This is a genomic window from Pseudomonas sp. P1_C12 (genome assembly GCF_056406435.1).
Map to the genome: position 1 here is coordinate 13,215 of NZ_JBFUAE010000004.1, position 15,108 is coordinate 28,322.

General features: G+C 60.3%; 13 protein-coding genes. 1 reads left to right on the plus strand and 12 read right to left on the minus strand.

Annotated elements, in window-relative coordinates:
- Nucleotides 1–7: 7 nt before the first annotated feature.
- The 4 genes from AC1D19_RS07410 to AC1D19_RS07425 form a co-directional block, all read right to left on the minus strand.
- Nucleotides 8–706: a lipoate--protein ligase family protein gene (locus tag AC1D19_RS07410; protein WP_477762833.1), complete on the minus strand. Its 699-nt coding sequence runs from the start codon at nucleotides 704–706 to the stop codon at nucleotides 8–10.
- Nucleotides 707–849: 143 nt separating this feature from the next.
- Entirely contained in the window at nucleotides 850–1,686 is an 837-nt protein-coding gene (gene trpC / locus AC1D19_RS07415) for an indole-3-glycerol phosphate synthase TrpC (protein ID WP_477759778.1), read from the minus strand.
- The gene (trpD, locus tag AC1D19_RS07420) at nucleotides 1,683–2,732 is read right to left on the minus strand and encodes an anthranilate phosphoribosyltransferase (RefSeq protein ID WP_223548332.1); all 1,050 of its coding nucleotides are present in this window, start codon (nucleotides 2,730–2,732) and stop codon (nucleotides 1,683–1,685) included. The genes trpC and trpD overlap by 4 nt, the downstream gene beginning before the upstream one ends.
- A 9-nt stretch (nucleotides 2,733–2,741) precedes the next feature.
- Nucleotides 2,742–3,335, minus strand: coding sequence for an aminodeoxychorismate/anthranilate synthase component II (locus tag AC1D19_RS07425; RefSeq protein ID WP_007906885.1), 594 nt, complete (start codon nucleotides 3,333–3,335; stop codon nucleotides 2,742–2,744).
- A 408-nt stretch (nucleotides 3,336–3,743) separates the two neighbouring features.
- On the opposite strand from AC1D19_RS07425, the gene estP reads away from it, so the two are divergent.
- Complete coding sequence (gene estP / locus AC1D19_RS07430; protein ID WP_477762834.1) at nucleotides 3,744–5,654, plus strand: esterase EstP; 1,911 nt, start codon at nucleotides 3,744–3,746, stop codon at nucleotides 5,652–5,654.
- Between the two features lie 183 nt (nucleotides 5,655–5,837).
- Here estP and trpE read toward each other — a convergent pair whose 3' ends face one another.
- From trpE to AC1D19_RS07470, 8 genes are all read right to left on the minus strand, one after another.
- On the minus strand, nucleotides 5,838–7,319 hold the full coding sequence (trpE, locus tag AC1D19_RS07435; RefSeq protein WP_477762835.1) for an anthranilate synthase component I: 1,482 nt from the start codon (nucleotides 7,317–7,319) through the stop codon (nucleotides 5,838–5,840).
- A 70-nt stretch (nucleotides 7,320–7,389) separates the two neighbouring features.
- The gene (locus AC1D19_RS07440; RefSeq protein WP_477762836.1) at nucleotides 7,390–8,208 is read right to left on the minus strand and encodes a phosphoglycolate phosphatase; all 819 of its coding nucleotides are present in this window, start codon (nucleotides 8,206–8,208) and stop codon (nucleotides 7,390–7,392) included.
- Complete coding sequence (gene rpe, locus AC1D19_RS07445) at nucleotides 8,205–8,879, minus strand: ribulose-phosphate 3-epimerase (RefSeq protein ID WP_477755507.1); 675 nt, start codon at nucleotides 8,877–8,879, stop codon at nucleotides 8,205–8,207. The genes AC1D19_RS07440 and rpe overlap by 4 nt, the downstream gene beginning before the upstream one ends.
- Nucleotides 8,880–8,994: 115 nt before the next feature.
- Nucleotides 8,995–10,143, minus strand: coding sequence for an iron-containing alcohol dehydrogenase (locus AC1D19_RS07450; protein ID WP_477762837.1), 1,149 nt, complete (start codon nucleotides 10,141–10,143; stop codon nucleotides 8,995–8,997).
- Between the two features lie 173 nt (nucleotides 10,144–10,316).
- On the minus strand, nucleotides 10,317–11,141 hold the full coding sequence (locus tag AC1D19_RS07455; RefSeq protein WP_046039496.1) for an ABC transporter permease: 825 nt from the start codon (nucleotides 11,139–11,141) through the stop codon (nucleotides 10,317–10,319).
- A 12-nt stretch (nucleotides 11,142–11,153) separates the two neighbouring features.
- Nucleotides 11,154–12,401 (minus strand): ABC transporter permease, encoded by a 1,248-nt coding sequence (locus tag AC1D19_RS07460; protein WP_108216892.1) that lies wholly within the window; start codon nucleotides 12,399–12,401, stop codon nucleotides 11,154–11,156.
- 182 nt (nucleotides 12,402–12,583) lie between these two features.
- Complete coding sequence (locus tag AC1D19_RS07465) at nucleotides 12,584–13,627, minus strand: ABC transporter substrate-binding protein (protein WP_477762838.1); 1,044 nt, start codon at nucleotides 13,625–13,627, stop codon at nucleotides 12,584–12,586.
- A gap of 47 nt (nucleotides 13,628–13,674) precedes the next feature.
- Nucleotides 13,675–14,799, minus strand: a complete 1,125-nt coding sequence (locus AC1D19_RS07470; protein ID WP_008051639.1) for an ABC transporter ATP-binding protein — start codon at nucleotides 14,797–14,799, stop codon at nucleotides 13,675–13,677.
- Nucleotides 14,800–15,108: the final 309 nt, after the last annotated feature.

Genomic DNA, 15,108 nt, shown 5'->3' on the forward strand with positions numbered 1-15,108 from the left:
CGAAAACCTAGCCGCTGAACATCTGCACCAGCACCAACCGGTAGAGATAGTCGAGGCGCGCCAGGGCATCGTGCGCCGCGAACTTCTCATGCAGCGCGATGTGGCTTTCGGCGCGTACGCGTTGCTCCAGACCGCAGGCCTCGTTGAAACGATTGACCGCGGCGACCATAGACTCTCGCTCGTTATCCAGCAGCAACGCCCCATGCACCAGTCCTACCGGACGCTGCCCACCCTGACTCTGGCGCCAGCGCTGGGCGGTGCCGACCATCTTGCGACCATCGAGGTTGACGTTGAAGCGACCGTCACAGAAGGCGCCTTCGATTTCACCCAGGGACGAAGTGCCACCTAACTCATCCAGCAACTGACAAATCGGATCGCACAAACGGTGGTAACCGGTTTCGATGCGATTCAGATCCCCTTCGCTGCGCGGCGGCGCATATACCAATGCGATGTTGATCGTTGAGGCCGATTGCGGCACTGGCTCGCCACCGGTTTCACGCAACAGCACTGGCCAACCGGCCGCCGCCGACACTTCACATGCCACCTCGAAACCCGCCAAGCGGTTCAAACGCCGCGGCATGACCAACGCCCGATCGCTCGGCTGCCAGAACAGCAGGCCGAACTCCGCGTCGCCGGCGCAGACCGAGGCCAACAGATCCTGCTCGGCTTGTAGGCCGGCTTCGATGGTGAGGGAGATTGGGGTCATGAGGTAATCCGTAAGACATTCAGCCTGAGGTGCATCTTATGCCGTCATCGCGAGCAGGCTCGCACACATTGGATCTTTGACATTAGCAAATCCCTTGTGGGAGCGAGCCTGCTCGCGATGGGGTCGACTCGATCTGCGAGTAATCAGTCGAGTGTCGAACCGCTGACCGGCACGCCGCGCTCAGGGAAGAACAGACGCTGCAACTCGGTACCCGGGCTTTCGGCGCGCATGAACGCTTCGCCGACCAGGAACGCGTAGACGTCGCTGATTTCCATCAGTTCGACATCGGCGCGGTTGAGAATGCCGCTCTCGGTGATGACCAGACGATCGCGCGGAATACGCGGCAACAGGTCGAGGGTGGTTTCCAGGCTGACATCGAAGGTGTGCAGATTGCGGTTGTTCACGCCAACCAGTGGAGTGTCGAGGGTTTTCAAGGCCCGCTCCAACTCGTCGCCGTCGTGGACTTCCACCAGCACATCGAGGTTGACGCTTTTGGCCACGGCCGCCAGTTCGGCCATTTTCACGTCATCCAGCGCGGAAACGATCAACAGCACGCAGTCGGCACCCAAGGCACGGGCTTCGACGATCTGGTATGGATCGATCATGAAGTCCTTGCGGATCACCGGCAGCTGGCACGCCGCGCGGGCCTGTTGCAGGTACGCATCCGCGCCCTGGAAGTAGTCGATGTCGGTGAGTACCGACAGGCAGGTCGCGCCGCCCTTCTCGTAGCTTCTGGCGATGTCGGCGGGAACGAAGTTCTCGCGGATCACACCTTTGCTCGGCGAGGCTTTTTTGATTTCGGCAATGACTGCCGGCTGCTTCAGCTTGGCCTGAGCCAGCAAGGCCTTGGCAAAACCACGGGGTGCATCGGCCGTCTTGGCCAGACTTTCCAGCTCGGCGAGGCTGACGCGAGCGCTGCGCTCGGCGACTTCCTCGACCTTGCGCGCCAGAATCTTTTGCAGAACCGTCGGTACACTCATCCCTCATTCTCCACTTTGAATACCGCGGTAAACGCACCCAGCTCCTCGAGCTTTTCCCGAGCGAGGCCGGTGTGCAGCGCATCGTGCGCAAGTGCAACTCCCTCTTTCAAACTGCTGGCATGGTCGGCTGCGTACAGCGCAGCACCGGCATTGAGCATGATCATCTCGGCCGCTTTCTGACCGTTCTCGGTCTTGCGCTTGCCCAGGGCATCGCGAATCAGTTCCAGGGACGCCGCCGGGCTATCCACCGCCAGGCCATGCAAGCTCTGGCTCTTCATGCCCAGGTCTTCCGGCTCGACCCAATACTCGGTGATCTGGTCGTTTTTCAGCTCTGCCACGAAGGTCGGTGCTGCCAGGCTGAACTCATCCAGGCCATCCTTCGAATGCACCACCAGCACATGCTTGCTGCCCAGACGCTGCAACACTTCCGCCAGCGGCCGGCACAATGCCTGGGTGAACACGCCCACCACTTGATGCTTCACACCGGCCGGATTCGTAAGCGGGCCGAGCATGTTGAACAAGGTCCGCAGACCCAGTTCGCGGCGCGGGCTTGCAGCGTATTTCATCGCAGAGTGATGGGTCTGGGCAAACATGAAACCAATACCAACGTTGTCAATGCAGCGCGCCACTTGCACCGGTGTCAGGTTCAGGTAGATACCGGCCGCCTCCAGCAGATCGGCACTGCCGCTCTTGCCCGAGACTGCACGGTTGCCGTGCTTGGCCACGGTGCAGCCAGCAGCGGAAACCACGAACGCAGCAGCGGTCGACACGTTGAAGATATTGGCGCCGTCGCCGCCGGTGCCGACCACATCGACCACACCGTCGAGTGTCTTGAGTTCGACTTTGTCCGCCAGCTCGCGCATCACCGACACCGCGCCGACGATCTCGTCGATGCTTTCGCTCTTCATGCGCATGGCCATCATGAACGCGCCGATCTGCGCGTCGGAGCATTGCCCGGTCATGATTTCGCGCATGACATCGCGCATTTCATCGGTGCTGAGGTCGAGGTGATCGACGATTCGGCTCAGGGCTGTCTTGATATTCATGAAAAGTCCTTAGCGCGTGCCGCCGGTTTGTTTGAGGAAGTTGGCGAACAGTTCGTGGCCCTGTTCGGTGAGGATCGACTCAGGGTGAAACTGCACGCCCTCGATGTTCAGCGTCTTGTGACGCAGGCCCATGATCTCGTCGACCGAGCCGTCTTCGAGCTGGGTCCAGGCGGTCAGTTCCAGACAATCTGGCAGGGTTTCGCGCTTGACGATCAATGAATGATAGCGCGTGACCGTCAGCGGACGATTCAGGCCCTCGAATACACCCTTGTCCTCGTGAAATACCGGGCTAGTCTTACCGTGCATCACTTGGCGGGCGCGCACCACATCACCACCAAAAGCCTGGCCGATGGACTGGTGGCCGAGGCAGACGCCAAGAATCGGCAGTTTGCCGGCGAAATGCTTGATCGCTTCAATCGAGATGCCGGCTTCGGTCGGCGTGCAAGGACCGGGGGACACAACGATGCGCTCAGGGTTGAGGGCTTCGATTTCAGCGATGGTCAGTTCATCGTTGCGCACGACCTTGACTTGGGAGCCGAGCTCGCCCAGGTACTGCACAACGTTGTAGGTAAAGGAGTCGTAGTTATCGATCATCAGCAACATGGCGTTTAGAACCTCTTGAATTCACTGACTTTTAAGATGGCCTTCGAATGATTTACCCGCAGAGCGCTGCGCTTTGTCTGGTGCTGGAGCAGCGCCAGCAAAGCGGCATTTCAAACAGGTAAAGAAGGCAAAGCGATACAGGTCCGGCAAGGCCGGCAAAAGAATTCAGGCGCGCCAACGCCAGCGGGCGTGTGCCTTGATGACTTGATCCAGGAGTTTACTGATGATCAACACGGGGAAGGTCTCGTTCGTACGTTCCGGCACAGTAACTTAGCTGGGCAGAGCGCGCAATATCGCCGGGGGTGCTGCCCGCGAAACTATCAAAGGCTTCGCGACAGATGGCAAAAGGCCGAAAGTTTTTGGTACTGTCGTTTCGTTCACTACAACAATAAATAAACGGACTTGCTCATGATCAAACAGTCGTTGTTTGTACCACTCGCAGGATGCTTGCTCGCGATCGCATGCGCCCAGGCGAACGCCGCACCTAATCCTTATACAAGTTTCATTGTCTTCGGGGACAGCCTCAACGACGCTGGGACCTTTGCCGACACGGGCGGGCCTGCCGGGGCGACGCAGCGCTTCACCAACCGGACGGGGCCGGTGTACCTGGATGGCAGCGGCGAAGTCCGCTCGCTCAACGCCACGCAGATTCTGGGCGGAAAACTGGGGTTTTCACCAGACCAGACGGCATCCTCTGCTTCAGCAGTTCGCGCCAACGAAGGCCTGCCTGATGGTAACAACTGGGCTGTAGGCGGCTACCGTACCGACCAGATTCTTGATTCGATTACCAGCACCTCCGCCACCGGCGAACGCACCCGGGCCGGCTATCTTCCATCCAATAACTTCCGTGCCGACCCGAACGCACTGTATTACCTGTCGGGCGGCGGTAACGACTTCCTGCAAGGTCGAGTCACCAGTCTGCCCCAGGCCAGTGCCGCCGCCGACCGCCTGGCCGACAGCGTGCAGACGCTGCAAACCGCCGGCGCCAAGTACGTCATGGTCTGGTTGCTGCCCGATATCGGCTTTACCCCGGCGTTCAACGGCACCCCGCTGCAAGCGTTCACGTCCCAACTCAGCGCCCAGTTCAACACTGAACTGGTAAGCCGACTGCAAAACATCAATGCCGAAGTCATCCCGCTCAACATTCCGGTACTGCTCAAAGAGACGTTCGCCAACCCGGCACAGTTTGGCCTGGCCACCGACCAGAACCTCATCGCCACCTGCTTCAGCGGCAACGGCTGCACCGAGAACGCCCGCTACGGCATCAACAGCGCCACGCCGGACCCGACCAAGCTGATCTACAACGACTCGGTGCACCCCACCGAAGCCGGGCAGCGCCTGATTGCCGATTACGCCTATTCCCTACTGGCGGCGCCGTGGGAGCTGACCTTGCTGCCGGAAATGGCCCAGGGCACCGTGCGTGCGCATCAGGATGAATTGCGCAATCAGTGGCTGGCCGATTGGGAAAACTGGCAAGGCGTCGGCCAATGGCGAGCCATTGTTTCCGGCGGCGGACAGCATCAGGACTTTGACGGTCAGGACAGCGTGGCAAGCGCCGACGGTAACGGAGCCAACCTGAACATTGGTGGCAGCTATCGTCTCGACGATGCCTGGCGTGTCGGCCTGGTGGCCGGTTTCTATAACCAGAAACTCGAAGCCGGCAACAACGATTCCGACTACAAGCTCAACACTTACCTGGGCACGGCATTCGCCCAGTACCAGCAAAACCGTGTGTGGGCTGATGCGGCGTTGACGGCCGGGCATCTGGATTACGATAGCCTCAAGCGTAAATTCCAGCTGGGCGTCAACGAACGCGGCGAAAAAGGCGATACCAGCGGCTACGTCGAAGCCTTCAGCGCACGCGTGGGTTACGACATTGCGCAACAAGCCAGCAGCCCCTGGCACCTGTCTCCGTTTGTCAGCGCCGACTTCTCCAAGGTACAAGTCGACGGTTACTCGGAGGACGGCAACAATTCCACGGCGCTGACTTTCGTCGATCAGGAGCGTATTTCCCGGCGTCTGGGCGCTGGCCTGCAGGGCAAATACCAGATCACCCCGCAAACCCAGGTTTTCGGCGAAGCGGCAATCGAGCGTGAGTACAACGACGACACTCAGGACGTGGGTATCAACCTCAACAGCCTGCCGAACAATCAGTTCACGCTGGAAGGCTACACCCCGCAAAGTCATTTGCAACGTGTGAACCTTGGGGTGAGCCACAACCTCACCAAGGACCTGGCATTGCGCGCCAGCTACAGTATTCGCAAGGACGACGATTTCACCCAACAGGGCATCAACCTAGGTGTTGCGCTGGACTTCTGATGTGCAGGCAATAAAAAACGCGGCACCCTCACAGGCGCCGCGTTTTTTTATGGTGGTGTAACCCCTGTAGGAGCGAGCTTGCTCGCGATAGCGGTGGGTCAGACAACATCAATGTGGCAGTGATGGCCCCATCGTCGGAACGCCGCCCGGAGCAAGCTCGCTCCTATAGGGTTTTGCGTGAAATCAGGCTTTCGGGGTTTGTTCGGCCAGGGCAACGGCGCGGAACATCGCGCGACGCTTGTTCAGGGTTTCTTCCCATTCCAGCGCCGGCACCGAGTCAGCCACAATGCCGCCACCGGCCTGCACGTGCAGTTCGCCGTTCTTGATCACCGCCGTGCGGATCGCAATGGCGGTGTCCATGTTGCCGTTCCAGGCAAAGTAACCGACCGCACCGCCGTAGACGCCACGCTTGACCGGCTCCAGTTCGTCGATGATTTCCATTGCGCGAATCTTCGGTGCGCCGGACAAGGTGCCCGCCGGCAGAATCGCTCGCAGTGCGTCCATGGCCGTCAGCCCTGCTTTCAGTTGCCCGGTGACGTTGGACACGATGTGCATCACGTTGGAGTATCGCTCGATGACCATCTTCTCGGTGAGCTTCACCGAACCGATTTCCGATACGCGACCGGTGTCGTTGCGACCGAGGTCGATCAGCATCAAGTGTTCGGCGATTTCCTTGTCGTCCGACAGCAGGTCTTTTTCCAGCGCCAGGTCGGCCTCTTCGTTGGCGCCCCGCGGACGGGTGCCGGCAATCGGGCGCACGGTGATCAGGTTGTCTTCGACCCGCACCAGCACTTCCGGAGAACTGCCGACGACGTGGAAGTCGCCGAAGTTGAAGAAGTACATGTAAGGCGTCGGGTTGAAGCAGCGCAGCGCGCGGTACAGATCGATCGGCGCCGCCTTGAAGTCGATCGACATGCGCTGGGACGGCACGACCTGCATGCAGTCACCGGCCAGAATGTATTCCTTGATGGTGTCGACGGCTTTTTCGTAATCGTCCTGGGTGAAGCTGGAGCGGAATACCGGGTCAGCCGATTGTTGTTTGCTGAAGTCCAGGCCACGGCGTGGGGTGATCGGCTGACGGAGTTTTTCCAGCAGCTCTTCCAGGCGTGCGCGACCTTGTTCGAAGGCGTCTTCCTGCGCCGGGTCGGCCAAGACGATGGCGTGCATCTTGCCGGCCAGGTTATCGAACACCACCACCGCGTCGGAGACCATCAGCAGAATGTCCGGCACGCCCAGCGGATCCGGGTTCGGGCACTTGCCCAGACGCTTTTCCACGTAACGCACGCAGTCGTAACCGAAGTAGCCCACCAGGCCGCCGTTGAAGCGCGGCAGGCCGGCAATGGTCGGCACGTTGTAGCGGGCCTTGAAGGTTTCGACGAAGGCCAGCGGGTCTTCCACATCGTGGCTTTCGGTCTCGACGCCATCGACGGTCACACTGACGTGATGATCGTGAACCCGCAGCACGGTGCGGCACGGCAAGCCGATGATCGAGTAACGGCCCCACTTCTCGCCGCCCTGTACGGACTCCAGCAAGTAGGAATTGGGCTCGTCGGCCAGCTTCAGGTAGATCGACAGCGGCGTGTCGAAGTCGGCCAGGGTTTCGCAGGCAAGCGGGATGCGGTTGTAGCCGGCAGCGGCCAAACGCAGGAATTCTTCGCGGATCATGAGGTGCCTCGTGGCTTGAGGGTCGAACAGTCAGGTATGCAAACGCGCCGGATAACCGGCCAGAATCAAGTCAGGCGCGCCAACGCCAGCGGGCCAGGGCCTTGATGACTTTCATCCAGAGTTTGCGAGTGACCACCACGATGGCGTTTCCAGAAGGGGGTTTGACAGCGTCGGCCAACGTTATCTCAGCGGCCGGATCCAGGCAACCGGGAATTAGTTTGCGCAGGTCGTCGATCACCAGCGCCGGCGACTCTTCGGCAATTGGCCGACCGTGGTTATAGCCGTAGCTCAGGGCCACGCACTTGACCCCCGCCGCTTTCGCCGCCAGCACATCGCTGCGCGAATCGCCGACAAACAACGACTGCGAAGCCGGAATGTTGGCCATTTTCATCACGAAAAACAGCGCGGCCGGATCGGGTTTTTTCTGTGGCAGGGTGTCGCCGCCGATGATCCAGCGGAAGTAACGACCGATTTTCATCTGATCCAGCAGCGGCGCGACGAAACGCTCCGGCTTGTTGGTGATCAGTGCCATCTCGACGCCCTGCTTTTGCAGCCACTTGAGGAAGTCGCGCACACCGGGATACACCACCGTCAACTCATGGCTCTCGCCATAAGCCTGCATGAAATACTCCAGCGCCCGTTCGGCCTCGTGCTTATCGACCGCCGAATGATCGATAGCGCCAGCCAGCGCACGACGCACCAATACCGGCGCGCCGTTGCCGACCCATTCGCGTACTGCTTCCAGACCGGCGGGCTTACGACCGAGTTTGAGCAGCATCTTGTCCACAGCCACTGCCAGGTCCGGGACCGAGTCGATCAAGGTACCGTCCAGATCGAACATCACCAGCCGCGGCAGTTGCCCCGGGAACAACTGCTCAAAGCCACTCATGGGCGAGCCAGCGCCAGTTCGGAACGCATCTTGTCGATGACTTCCTGATAGTTCGGCGCATTGAAGATGGCCGAGCCGGCGACGAAGGTGTCGGCACCGGCCGCTGCGATTTCGCGGATGTTGTTCACGTTCACGCCACCGTCGATTTCCAGGCGAATATCACGGCCGGAGGCATCGATCAGCGCCCGCACTTCACGCAGCTTGTCGAGGGTGCCGGGGATGAACTTCTGCCCGCCGAAGCCCGGGTTGACGCTCATCAACAGGATCATGTCGACCTTGTCCATGACGTACTTGAGCACATCCAGCGGGGTCGCCGGGTTGAACACCAGGCCCGACTTGCAGCCGCCTTCGCGGATCAATTGCAGGGAGCGGTCGATGTGCTGGGTGGCTTCCGGGTGGAAGGTGATGTAAGTAGCGCCGGCTTCGATGAAGTCGCCGACGATGCGGTCCACCGGGCTGACCATCAGGTGCGCGTCGATCGGCGCGGTCACGCCGTACTTGCGCAGTGCCGCGCAGACCATCGGGCCGATGGTCAGGTTGGGCACGTAGTGGTTGTCCATGACATCGAAGTGCACGAAGTCAGCGCCGGCGGCCAGGACATTGTCCACTTCTTCACCCAGGCGGGCGAAGTCGGCGGAGAGAATCGACGGAGCAATTACGAAGGGCTGCATGACGCACCTTTTCTGAGCAGAATCACGATGGCGCGCATTGTATACCTCATGCTTTGACGTGCGCACCGTGAGCGCGATGATTGGACCTTGCCATCATCCATCAACGGCAGAAGCCCTAATACGCCGCGCGATAGATCTTTTCGATATCGGTGGCACTCAATTTGCGCGGATTGTTGCGCATCAAGCGCTCGATCCCCGCCGCTTCCACGGCCATGGACGGGATGGCGTCCTCGGGCACACCGAAACTGCGCAGGCCCTGAGGAATTTCCACGGCTGCACACAGCTCGCTCATGGCTTGCACGGCTTTGTCGGCCGCTTCGTTGATGCTCAAATGAGCGGTCTTCACACCCATGGCCTCGGCGATATCCTGCATGCGTTCGATGCAGGCCATCTTGTTCCAGGTCATGACATGGGGCAGTAGCAAGGCATTACTGACCCCATGGGCAATGTTGAAACGCCCGCCCAGCGAATACGCCAGCGCATGCACCGCGCCGACCCCGGCATTGCCGAACGCCATCCCGGCCATCAGGCTGGCAGTGGCCATGTCTTCCCGGGCTTGCAGGTTCGACGGGTTGGCGTAGGCCTTGGGCAAAGCCTTGGCGATCAACTTGATGGCGCCGATGGCCAACGCATCGGTAATCGGCGAGGCGTTGACCGACAGATAGGACTCGATAGCGTGCACCAGCGCATCGACGCCGCTGGCCGCCGTGACGCTGCGCGGACAGGTCAGGGTCATTTGCGGACTGACCAGCGCCACATCCGGCAACAGGTAGTCGCTGACAATGCCCTTCTTCAGTTGCGCGACCTTGTCGGAAAGGATGGCGACGTTGGTCACTTCCGAGCCGGTGCCGGCGGTGGTCGGGATGGCAATCAGCGGCGGGCCCTTGCGCGGGACCTGGTCGATACCGAACAGATCCTCCAGCGCGCCGTGGTAACCGGCATAGGCCGCCACGCTCTTGGCAATGTCGATGGCACTGCCGCCGCCCAGGCCGATCAAGCCGTCATGCCCACCGTCGCGATAGGCACGCATGCAATCTTCGACGATGGCGATTTCCGGGTCTGGCAGTACCCGGTCGAAAATCTCGTAACTGCGTTCGCCCAACTGCGCCAGTGCCAGTTCTACCGTGCCGGACTTGACCAGGGCGGCGTCGGTGACGATCAGCGGGTTGTCGATGTCCAGGCGTGTCAGCTCGGCGGCCAGTTGCTCAATGGCACCTGCGCCGGTGATCAGCTTGTGAGCGATTTTGAAAGAGGAAAGACTCATGTGCGCAGCCTCTTATAGGTAGGGGAGCTGGGCACAATAGTAGCTGGGGATTGCGGGTTGTCTTCCATTCAGGTCATGAATGACCGTAGGAGCTGCCGAAGGCTGCGATCTTTTGATTTTGAAAATCAACTTCAATAGATCGCAGCCTTCGGCAGCTCCTACAATGGACCGCGTCAGACCTGCGCCGTACGCAGTTTCTCGCTACGACCGCGCAGCCATTCCAGAGTCAGCAGCAGGATCACCGAGAAGGCAATCAGCAGCGTCGCGGCGGCAGCGATGGTCGGGCTGAGGTTTTCGCGGATGCCGCTGAACATCTGCCGTGGCAGGGTCGCTTGTTCAGGGCCGGCGAGGAACAGCGTCACCACCACCTCATCGAACGAAGTCGCAAAGGCAAACAGCGCCCCCGAGATCACGCCCGGAGCGATCAGCGGCAAGGTCACCCGGCGGAACGTGGTCAACGGCGAAGCGCCCAGGCTTGCCGCGGCCCGTACCAGGTTCTGGTTGAACCCCTGCAAGGTCGCCGACACTGTGATGATCACAAACGGCACACCGAGCACGGCATGCACGACGATCAGCGAGGTGTAGCTGTTGCCAAATCCCAGTGGAGCGAAGGTCAGGTAACTGGCCACACCAATGATCACCACCGGCACCACCATCGGCGAAATCACTAGCGCCATCACCAGCGGCTTGCCCGGGAAATCGCCTCGGGTCAGGCCGATCGCCGCCAGCGTGCCGAAGATCATCGCCAGTACCGTCGCTGCCGGGGCCACGATGATGCTGTTCTTCAACGAACGCATCCATTCAGCCGAGGCAAAGAAGTCCTGGTACCAGTGCAGCGAAAAGCCTTGCAGCGGATAGACCAGAAAACTCCCCGAGTTGAACGACAGCGGAATGATCACCAGTACCGGCAGGATCAGGAACAACAGAATCAAGCCGCAGAGAATCCGCAAGCTGTAGAACCACACCCGTTCGATGGGCGACATATAAGGACTCAGCATTTCGTTCTCCCCTTAGCTCAGGCGCAGGCGGCTGGCGCCCACCAGCCAGCTGTAAATCAGATAAAGCACCACAGTCGCCAGCAGCAACAATCCACCGAGTGCGGTCGCCATGCCCCAGTTGATGCTGGTGTTGGTGTAGAAGGCGACGAAATAGCTGACCATCTGATCGTTCGGGCTGCCCAGCAATGCCGGGGTGATGTAGTAGCCGATGGCGAGGATGAACACCAACAGGCATCCGGCGCCGACACCGGCATAGGTCTGCGGGAAGTACACCCGCCAGAAACTGGCGAACGGATGGCAGCCGAGGGAAATCGCGGCACGCATATAGGTCGGCGAGATGCCTTTCATCACGCTGTAGATCGGCAGGATCATGAACGGCAGCAGGATGTGCACCATCGAGATGTAGACACCGACGCGGTTGAACACCAGCTCGATCGGCTTATCGATGATGCCCATGGCCATCAGGCCGCTGTTGATCAGGCCACCCGATTGCAGCAATACGATCCACGCCGCGACCCGCACCAGGATCGAGGTCCAGAACGGCAACAGCACCAGAATCATCAGCAGGTTGCTCTGCCGTGACGGCAGGTTCGCCAGCAGGTAAGCCAAGGGGTATGCCAGCACCAGGCAGATCACGGTGATGATCAGGCCCATCCAGAAGGTGCGGGCGAAGATGTCGAGGTAGATCGCCTGATCCGGGGTGGCCGGAGCGATTTCGCCGAGGTCGTCGATGCGATGATCGACGGCCGCCAGCAGGTAATACGGGGTGATGCTGCTGGTGTTGCGGCGTACCGCTTGCCAGTAGGCCGGGTCGCCCCAACGTTCATCGAGACCTTCCAGCGCTTCTTTATAAGAAGCCGGCTCAGTGGCGAGCGGCAAGGCGCGGGCGGTTTTGGTCAGCAGGCTGCGGTAGCCGGCCAGTTCCATGTTCAGGCGCTTGGACAAATCGCCCAGGGTCTGGTTCTTGCGAGCGTCGGCGAGATCTTCGGCCGCCGCTTTGTAAACTGGTTCAGCGGGCAGGCCGCGGCCGTCCCAACTGGCGATGGCGGTCACGGTGCGCGGCATGCCGCCGACCACTTCCGGGTTGCCAACGCTTTTGTAGAGCAGCGCCACGATCGGCACCAGGAACACCAGCAACAGAAACAGCACCAGCGGCGCGATCAACGCCTGGGCCTTCCAGCGGTTGACCCGCTCGGCGTGCTTGAGCCGCTGCTTCAAGGTGGGGCTGGTGCCCTCGTTCAGGGGAACGGCGATAGCCATGACGTACTCCGGGAATCTTTGATCGTTACAGAGGCGGCGAACCGCCCCTGTTGTGTTGAAACACCGCAACTTGTAGGAGCGAGCTTGCTCGCGATGAGGCCATCACATTCAACATCCATGTTGATTGATCCACCGCTTTCGCGAGCAAGCTCGCTCCTACAGCGTAAGCCCGCGGTGCGGTCTTACTTGGCAGCCCAGGCGTTGAAGCGCTGTTCCAGTTGCTCGCCGTTGTCAGCCCAGAAGCTGACGTCGATCTGCACCTGGTTGGCGATGTTTTCCGGGGTGGTCGGCATGTCTTTCAGGACATCCTTGGACAGCAACGGTACGGCTTGGATGTTGGCCGGGCCGTAGGCGATGTTTTCCGAGTAGGTCTTCTGCTGTTGTGGCATCACCGAGTAAGCGATGAACTTCTTCGCCGCTTCGGCACGCGCCTTGTCCAGGCCTTTTGGAATGGCCCATGCGTCGAAGTCGTAGATGCCGCCGTTCCACACCACTTTCAGGTTGCTTTCTTTCTGCACGGCAGCGATCCGGCCGTTGTAGGCCGAGCTCATGACCACGTCACCGGAAGCGAGGTATTGCGGCGGTTGTGCGCCGGCTTCCCACCACTGGATGTTCGGCTTGAGCTCATCGAGCTTCTTGAACGCGCGGTCCTGACCGTCTTTACCGGCCAGCACTTTGTAGACGTCTTTCGGCGCAACGCCGTCGGCCATCAGTGCGAATTCCAGGGTGTACTTGGCGCCTTTACGCAGGCCACGCTTGCCCGGGAACTGCTTGGTGTCCCAGAAATCCACCCAACTGGTCGGTGCGCTTTTCAGCTTGTCGGCGTTGTAGGCCAGCACGGTCGACCACACGAAGAAACCCACGCCGCAAGGCTGGATGGCGCCCTTGACGTAGTCTTCGTTCTTGCCGAACAACTTCGGATCGAGCTGCTCGAACATGTCTTCGTCGCAACCACGGGACAGTTCCGGCGACTCAACCTCTACCAGATCCCAGGACACGCTTTTGGTGTCGACCATGGCCTTGACCTTGGCCATTTCGCCGTTGTACTCGCCGGCCACGATCTTGCCGTTGCCTGCCGCTTCCCACGGTGCGTAGAAGGCTTTGACCTGAGCCGCCTTGTTCGCGCCGCCAAAGGACACCACGGTCAGGTCCGGGCCGGCCGCCATTGCGTGTGCCGCGCCCATCATGCCCAGTGCCAAAGCGGTGAATTTCAGGGATCTCAACATTTATTGTTCTCTCCACGTGCAGGGTTGGTGTTGGTATTGCGGGGCGATCAATTCGCCTCTAGAAGAGGGTCGAGCGCGCGAACGTGTTCGACCTGCCAGCCAAGCGGTACCACGTCACCGACGGCGAGCGATGGATCAAGCTCGGCAATCGGCTGTTTCACGAAGAAGTCGGTCTTGCCGCAGACTTCCATGCGCACCCGGACGTGGTCGCCCAGATAGATGAATTCTTCGACTCGCCCGGAGAAGCGGTTGACGCATTGGTCGCTGGAGCCATTGAGGCTCACTCGCTCCGGACGAATGGACAGGGTCACCGGCTCACCGGTCTGGCCGACGTTAACCGCCAGGGCTTCGACCTTTTCACCGCGTCCGAGCTCGACAATGCAACGGTCGCCGGTTTGGCTGTGCAGGCGGCCATTGAGGCGGTTGTTCTCGCCGATGAAGTTGGCGACGAAGGTGTTCTTTGGCTCTTCGTAGAGGGTGCGCGGCGGCGCGATCTGCTGGATTTCGCCCTGGTGGAACACCGCCACACGGTCGGACATGGTCAAGGCTTCGCCCTGATCGTGGGTCACGTAGACCACGGTGACGCCCAGGCGCTGGTGCAGGTGCTTGATCTCCATCTGCATGTGTTCACGCAGTTGTTTGTCGAGTGCGCCGAGGGGTTCGTCCATCAGCACCAATTGCGGCTCGAACACCAGTGCGCGGGCCAATGCCACACGCTGTTGCTGACCACCGGAGAGCTGCGCCGGGTAGCGTTGGGCGAAGGCATCGAGCTGGACCATGCTCAGGACCCGCTTGACCCGGGCACTGACGTCGCTCTTGTTCATGCCGCGTACGGTCAGCGGGAACGCCAGGTTCTCGGCCACCGTCATGTGCGGGAACAATGCGTAGTTCTGGAACACCATGCCGATGTCGCGCTTGTGCGGCGGCACGTTGTTGATGGCGCGCCCGGCCAACAGGATTTCGCCCGCGGTCGGCGTTTCGAAACCGGCGAGCATCATCAGGCTGGTGGTCTTGCCGGAACCGGACGGCCCGAGCAACGTGAGGAATTCGCCTTTGCGAATGTCCAGGTTGAGGTCTTTGACGATCAGGTTCTCGCCGTCGTAGCTCTTCTGCACTCCACGAAAGCTGACCAGAACATCATTGGCCCCTGCGCTTGAATCGACCTGGCTCATACCCACACCTTTGTTATTGATGACTGCTGTGGGAATAAGCCTAGTGGACACTGGGGACCACGCAAATCGGGGGGCAAGAGAGATTCGCCTCAGCAGGATGGAAGGCTTTGGGTAGGGATTGCCCTACAAGGATGGCGCAAATGGACAAGGCAGCTACAAGTGTCGAGCTGCAAGCCGTAAAAACTAGCAAAACGGCTGTCGCTATTGGATATGCCAGCCATCCCAAACCAGACGGAGATCCCTTGTAGGAGTGAGCCTGCTTGCGATGGCGTCCTGTCAGTCAACATTGCATTGACTGATCCACCGCGA

What these genes read in the sequence shown, in the direction of transcription:
- AC1D19_RS07410 (WP_477762833.1), bottom strand. Translation starts at nt 706, where the DNA reads ATGACCCCAATCTCCCTCACCATCGAAGCCGGCCTACAAGCCGAGCAG.
- trpC (WP_477759778.1), bottom strand. Translation starts at nt 1,686, where the DNA reads ATGAGTGTACCGACGGTTCTGCAAAAGATTCTGGCGCGCAAGGTCGAG.
- trpD (WP_223548332.1), bottom strand. Translation starts at nt 2,732, where the DNA reads ATGAATATCAAGACAGCCCTGAGCCGAATCGTCGATCACCTCGACCTC.
- AC1D19_RS07425 (WP_007906885.1), bottom strand. Translation starts at nt 3,335, where the DNA reads ATGTTGCTGATGATCGATAACTACGACTCCTTTACCTACAACGTTGTG.
- estP (WP_477762834.1), top strand. Translation starts at nt 3,744, where the DNA reads ATGATCAAACAGTCGTTGTTTGTACCACTCGCAGGATGCTTGCTCGCG.
- trpE (WP_477762835.1), bottom strand. Translation starts at nt 7,319, where the DNA reads ATGATCCGCGAAGAATTCCTGCGTTTGGCCGCTGCCGGCTACAACCGC.
- AC1D19_RS07440 (WP_477762836.1), bottom strand. Translation starts at nt 8,208, where the DNA reads ATGAGTGGCTTTGAGCAGTTGTTCCCGGGGCAACTGCCGCGGCTGGTG.
- rpe (WP_477755507.1), bottom strand. Translation starts at nt 8,879, where the DNA reads ATGCAGCCCTTCGTAATTGCTCCGTCGATTCTCTCCGCCGACTTCGCC.
- AC1D19_RS07450 (WP_477762837.1), bottom strand. Translation starts at nt 10,143, where the DNA reads ATGAGTCTTTCCTCTTTCAAAATCGCTCACAAGCTGATCACCGGCGCA.
- AC1D19_RS07455 (WP_046039496.1), bottom strand. Translation starts at nt 11,141, where the DNA reads ATGCTGAGTCCTTATATGTCGCCCATCGAACGGGTGTGGTTCTACAGC.
- AC1D19_RS07460 (WP_108216892.1), bottom strand. Translation starts at nt 12,401, where the DNA reads ATGGCTATCGCCGTTCCCCTGAACGAGGGCACCAGCCCCACCTTGAAG.
- AC1D19_RS07465 (WP_477762838.1), bottom strand. Translation starts at nt 13,627, where the DNA reads ATGTTGAGATCCCTGAAATTCACCGCTTTGGCACTGGGCATGATGGGC.
- AC1D19_RS07470 (WP_008051639.1), bottom strand. Translation starts at nt 14,799, where the DNA reads ATGAGCCAGGTCGATTCAAGCGCAGGGGCCAATGATGTTCTGGTCAGC.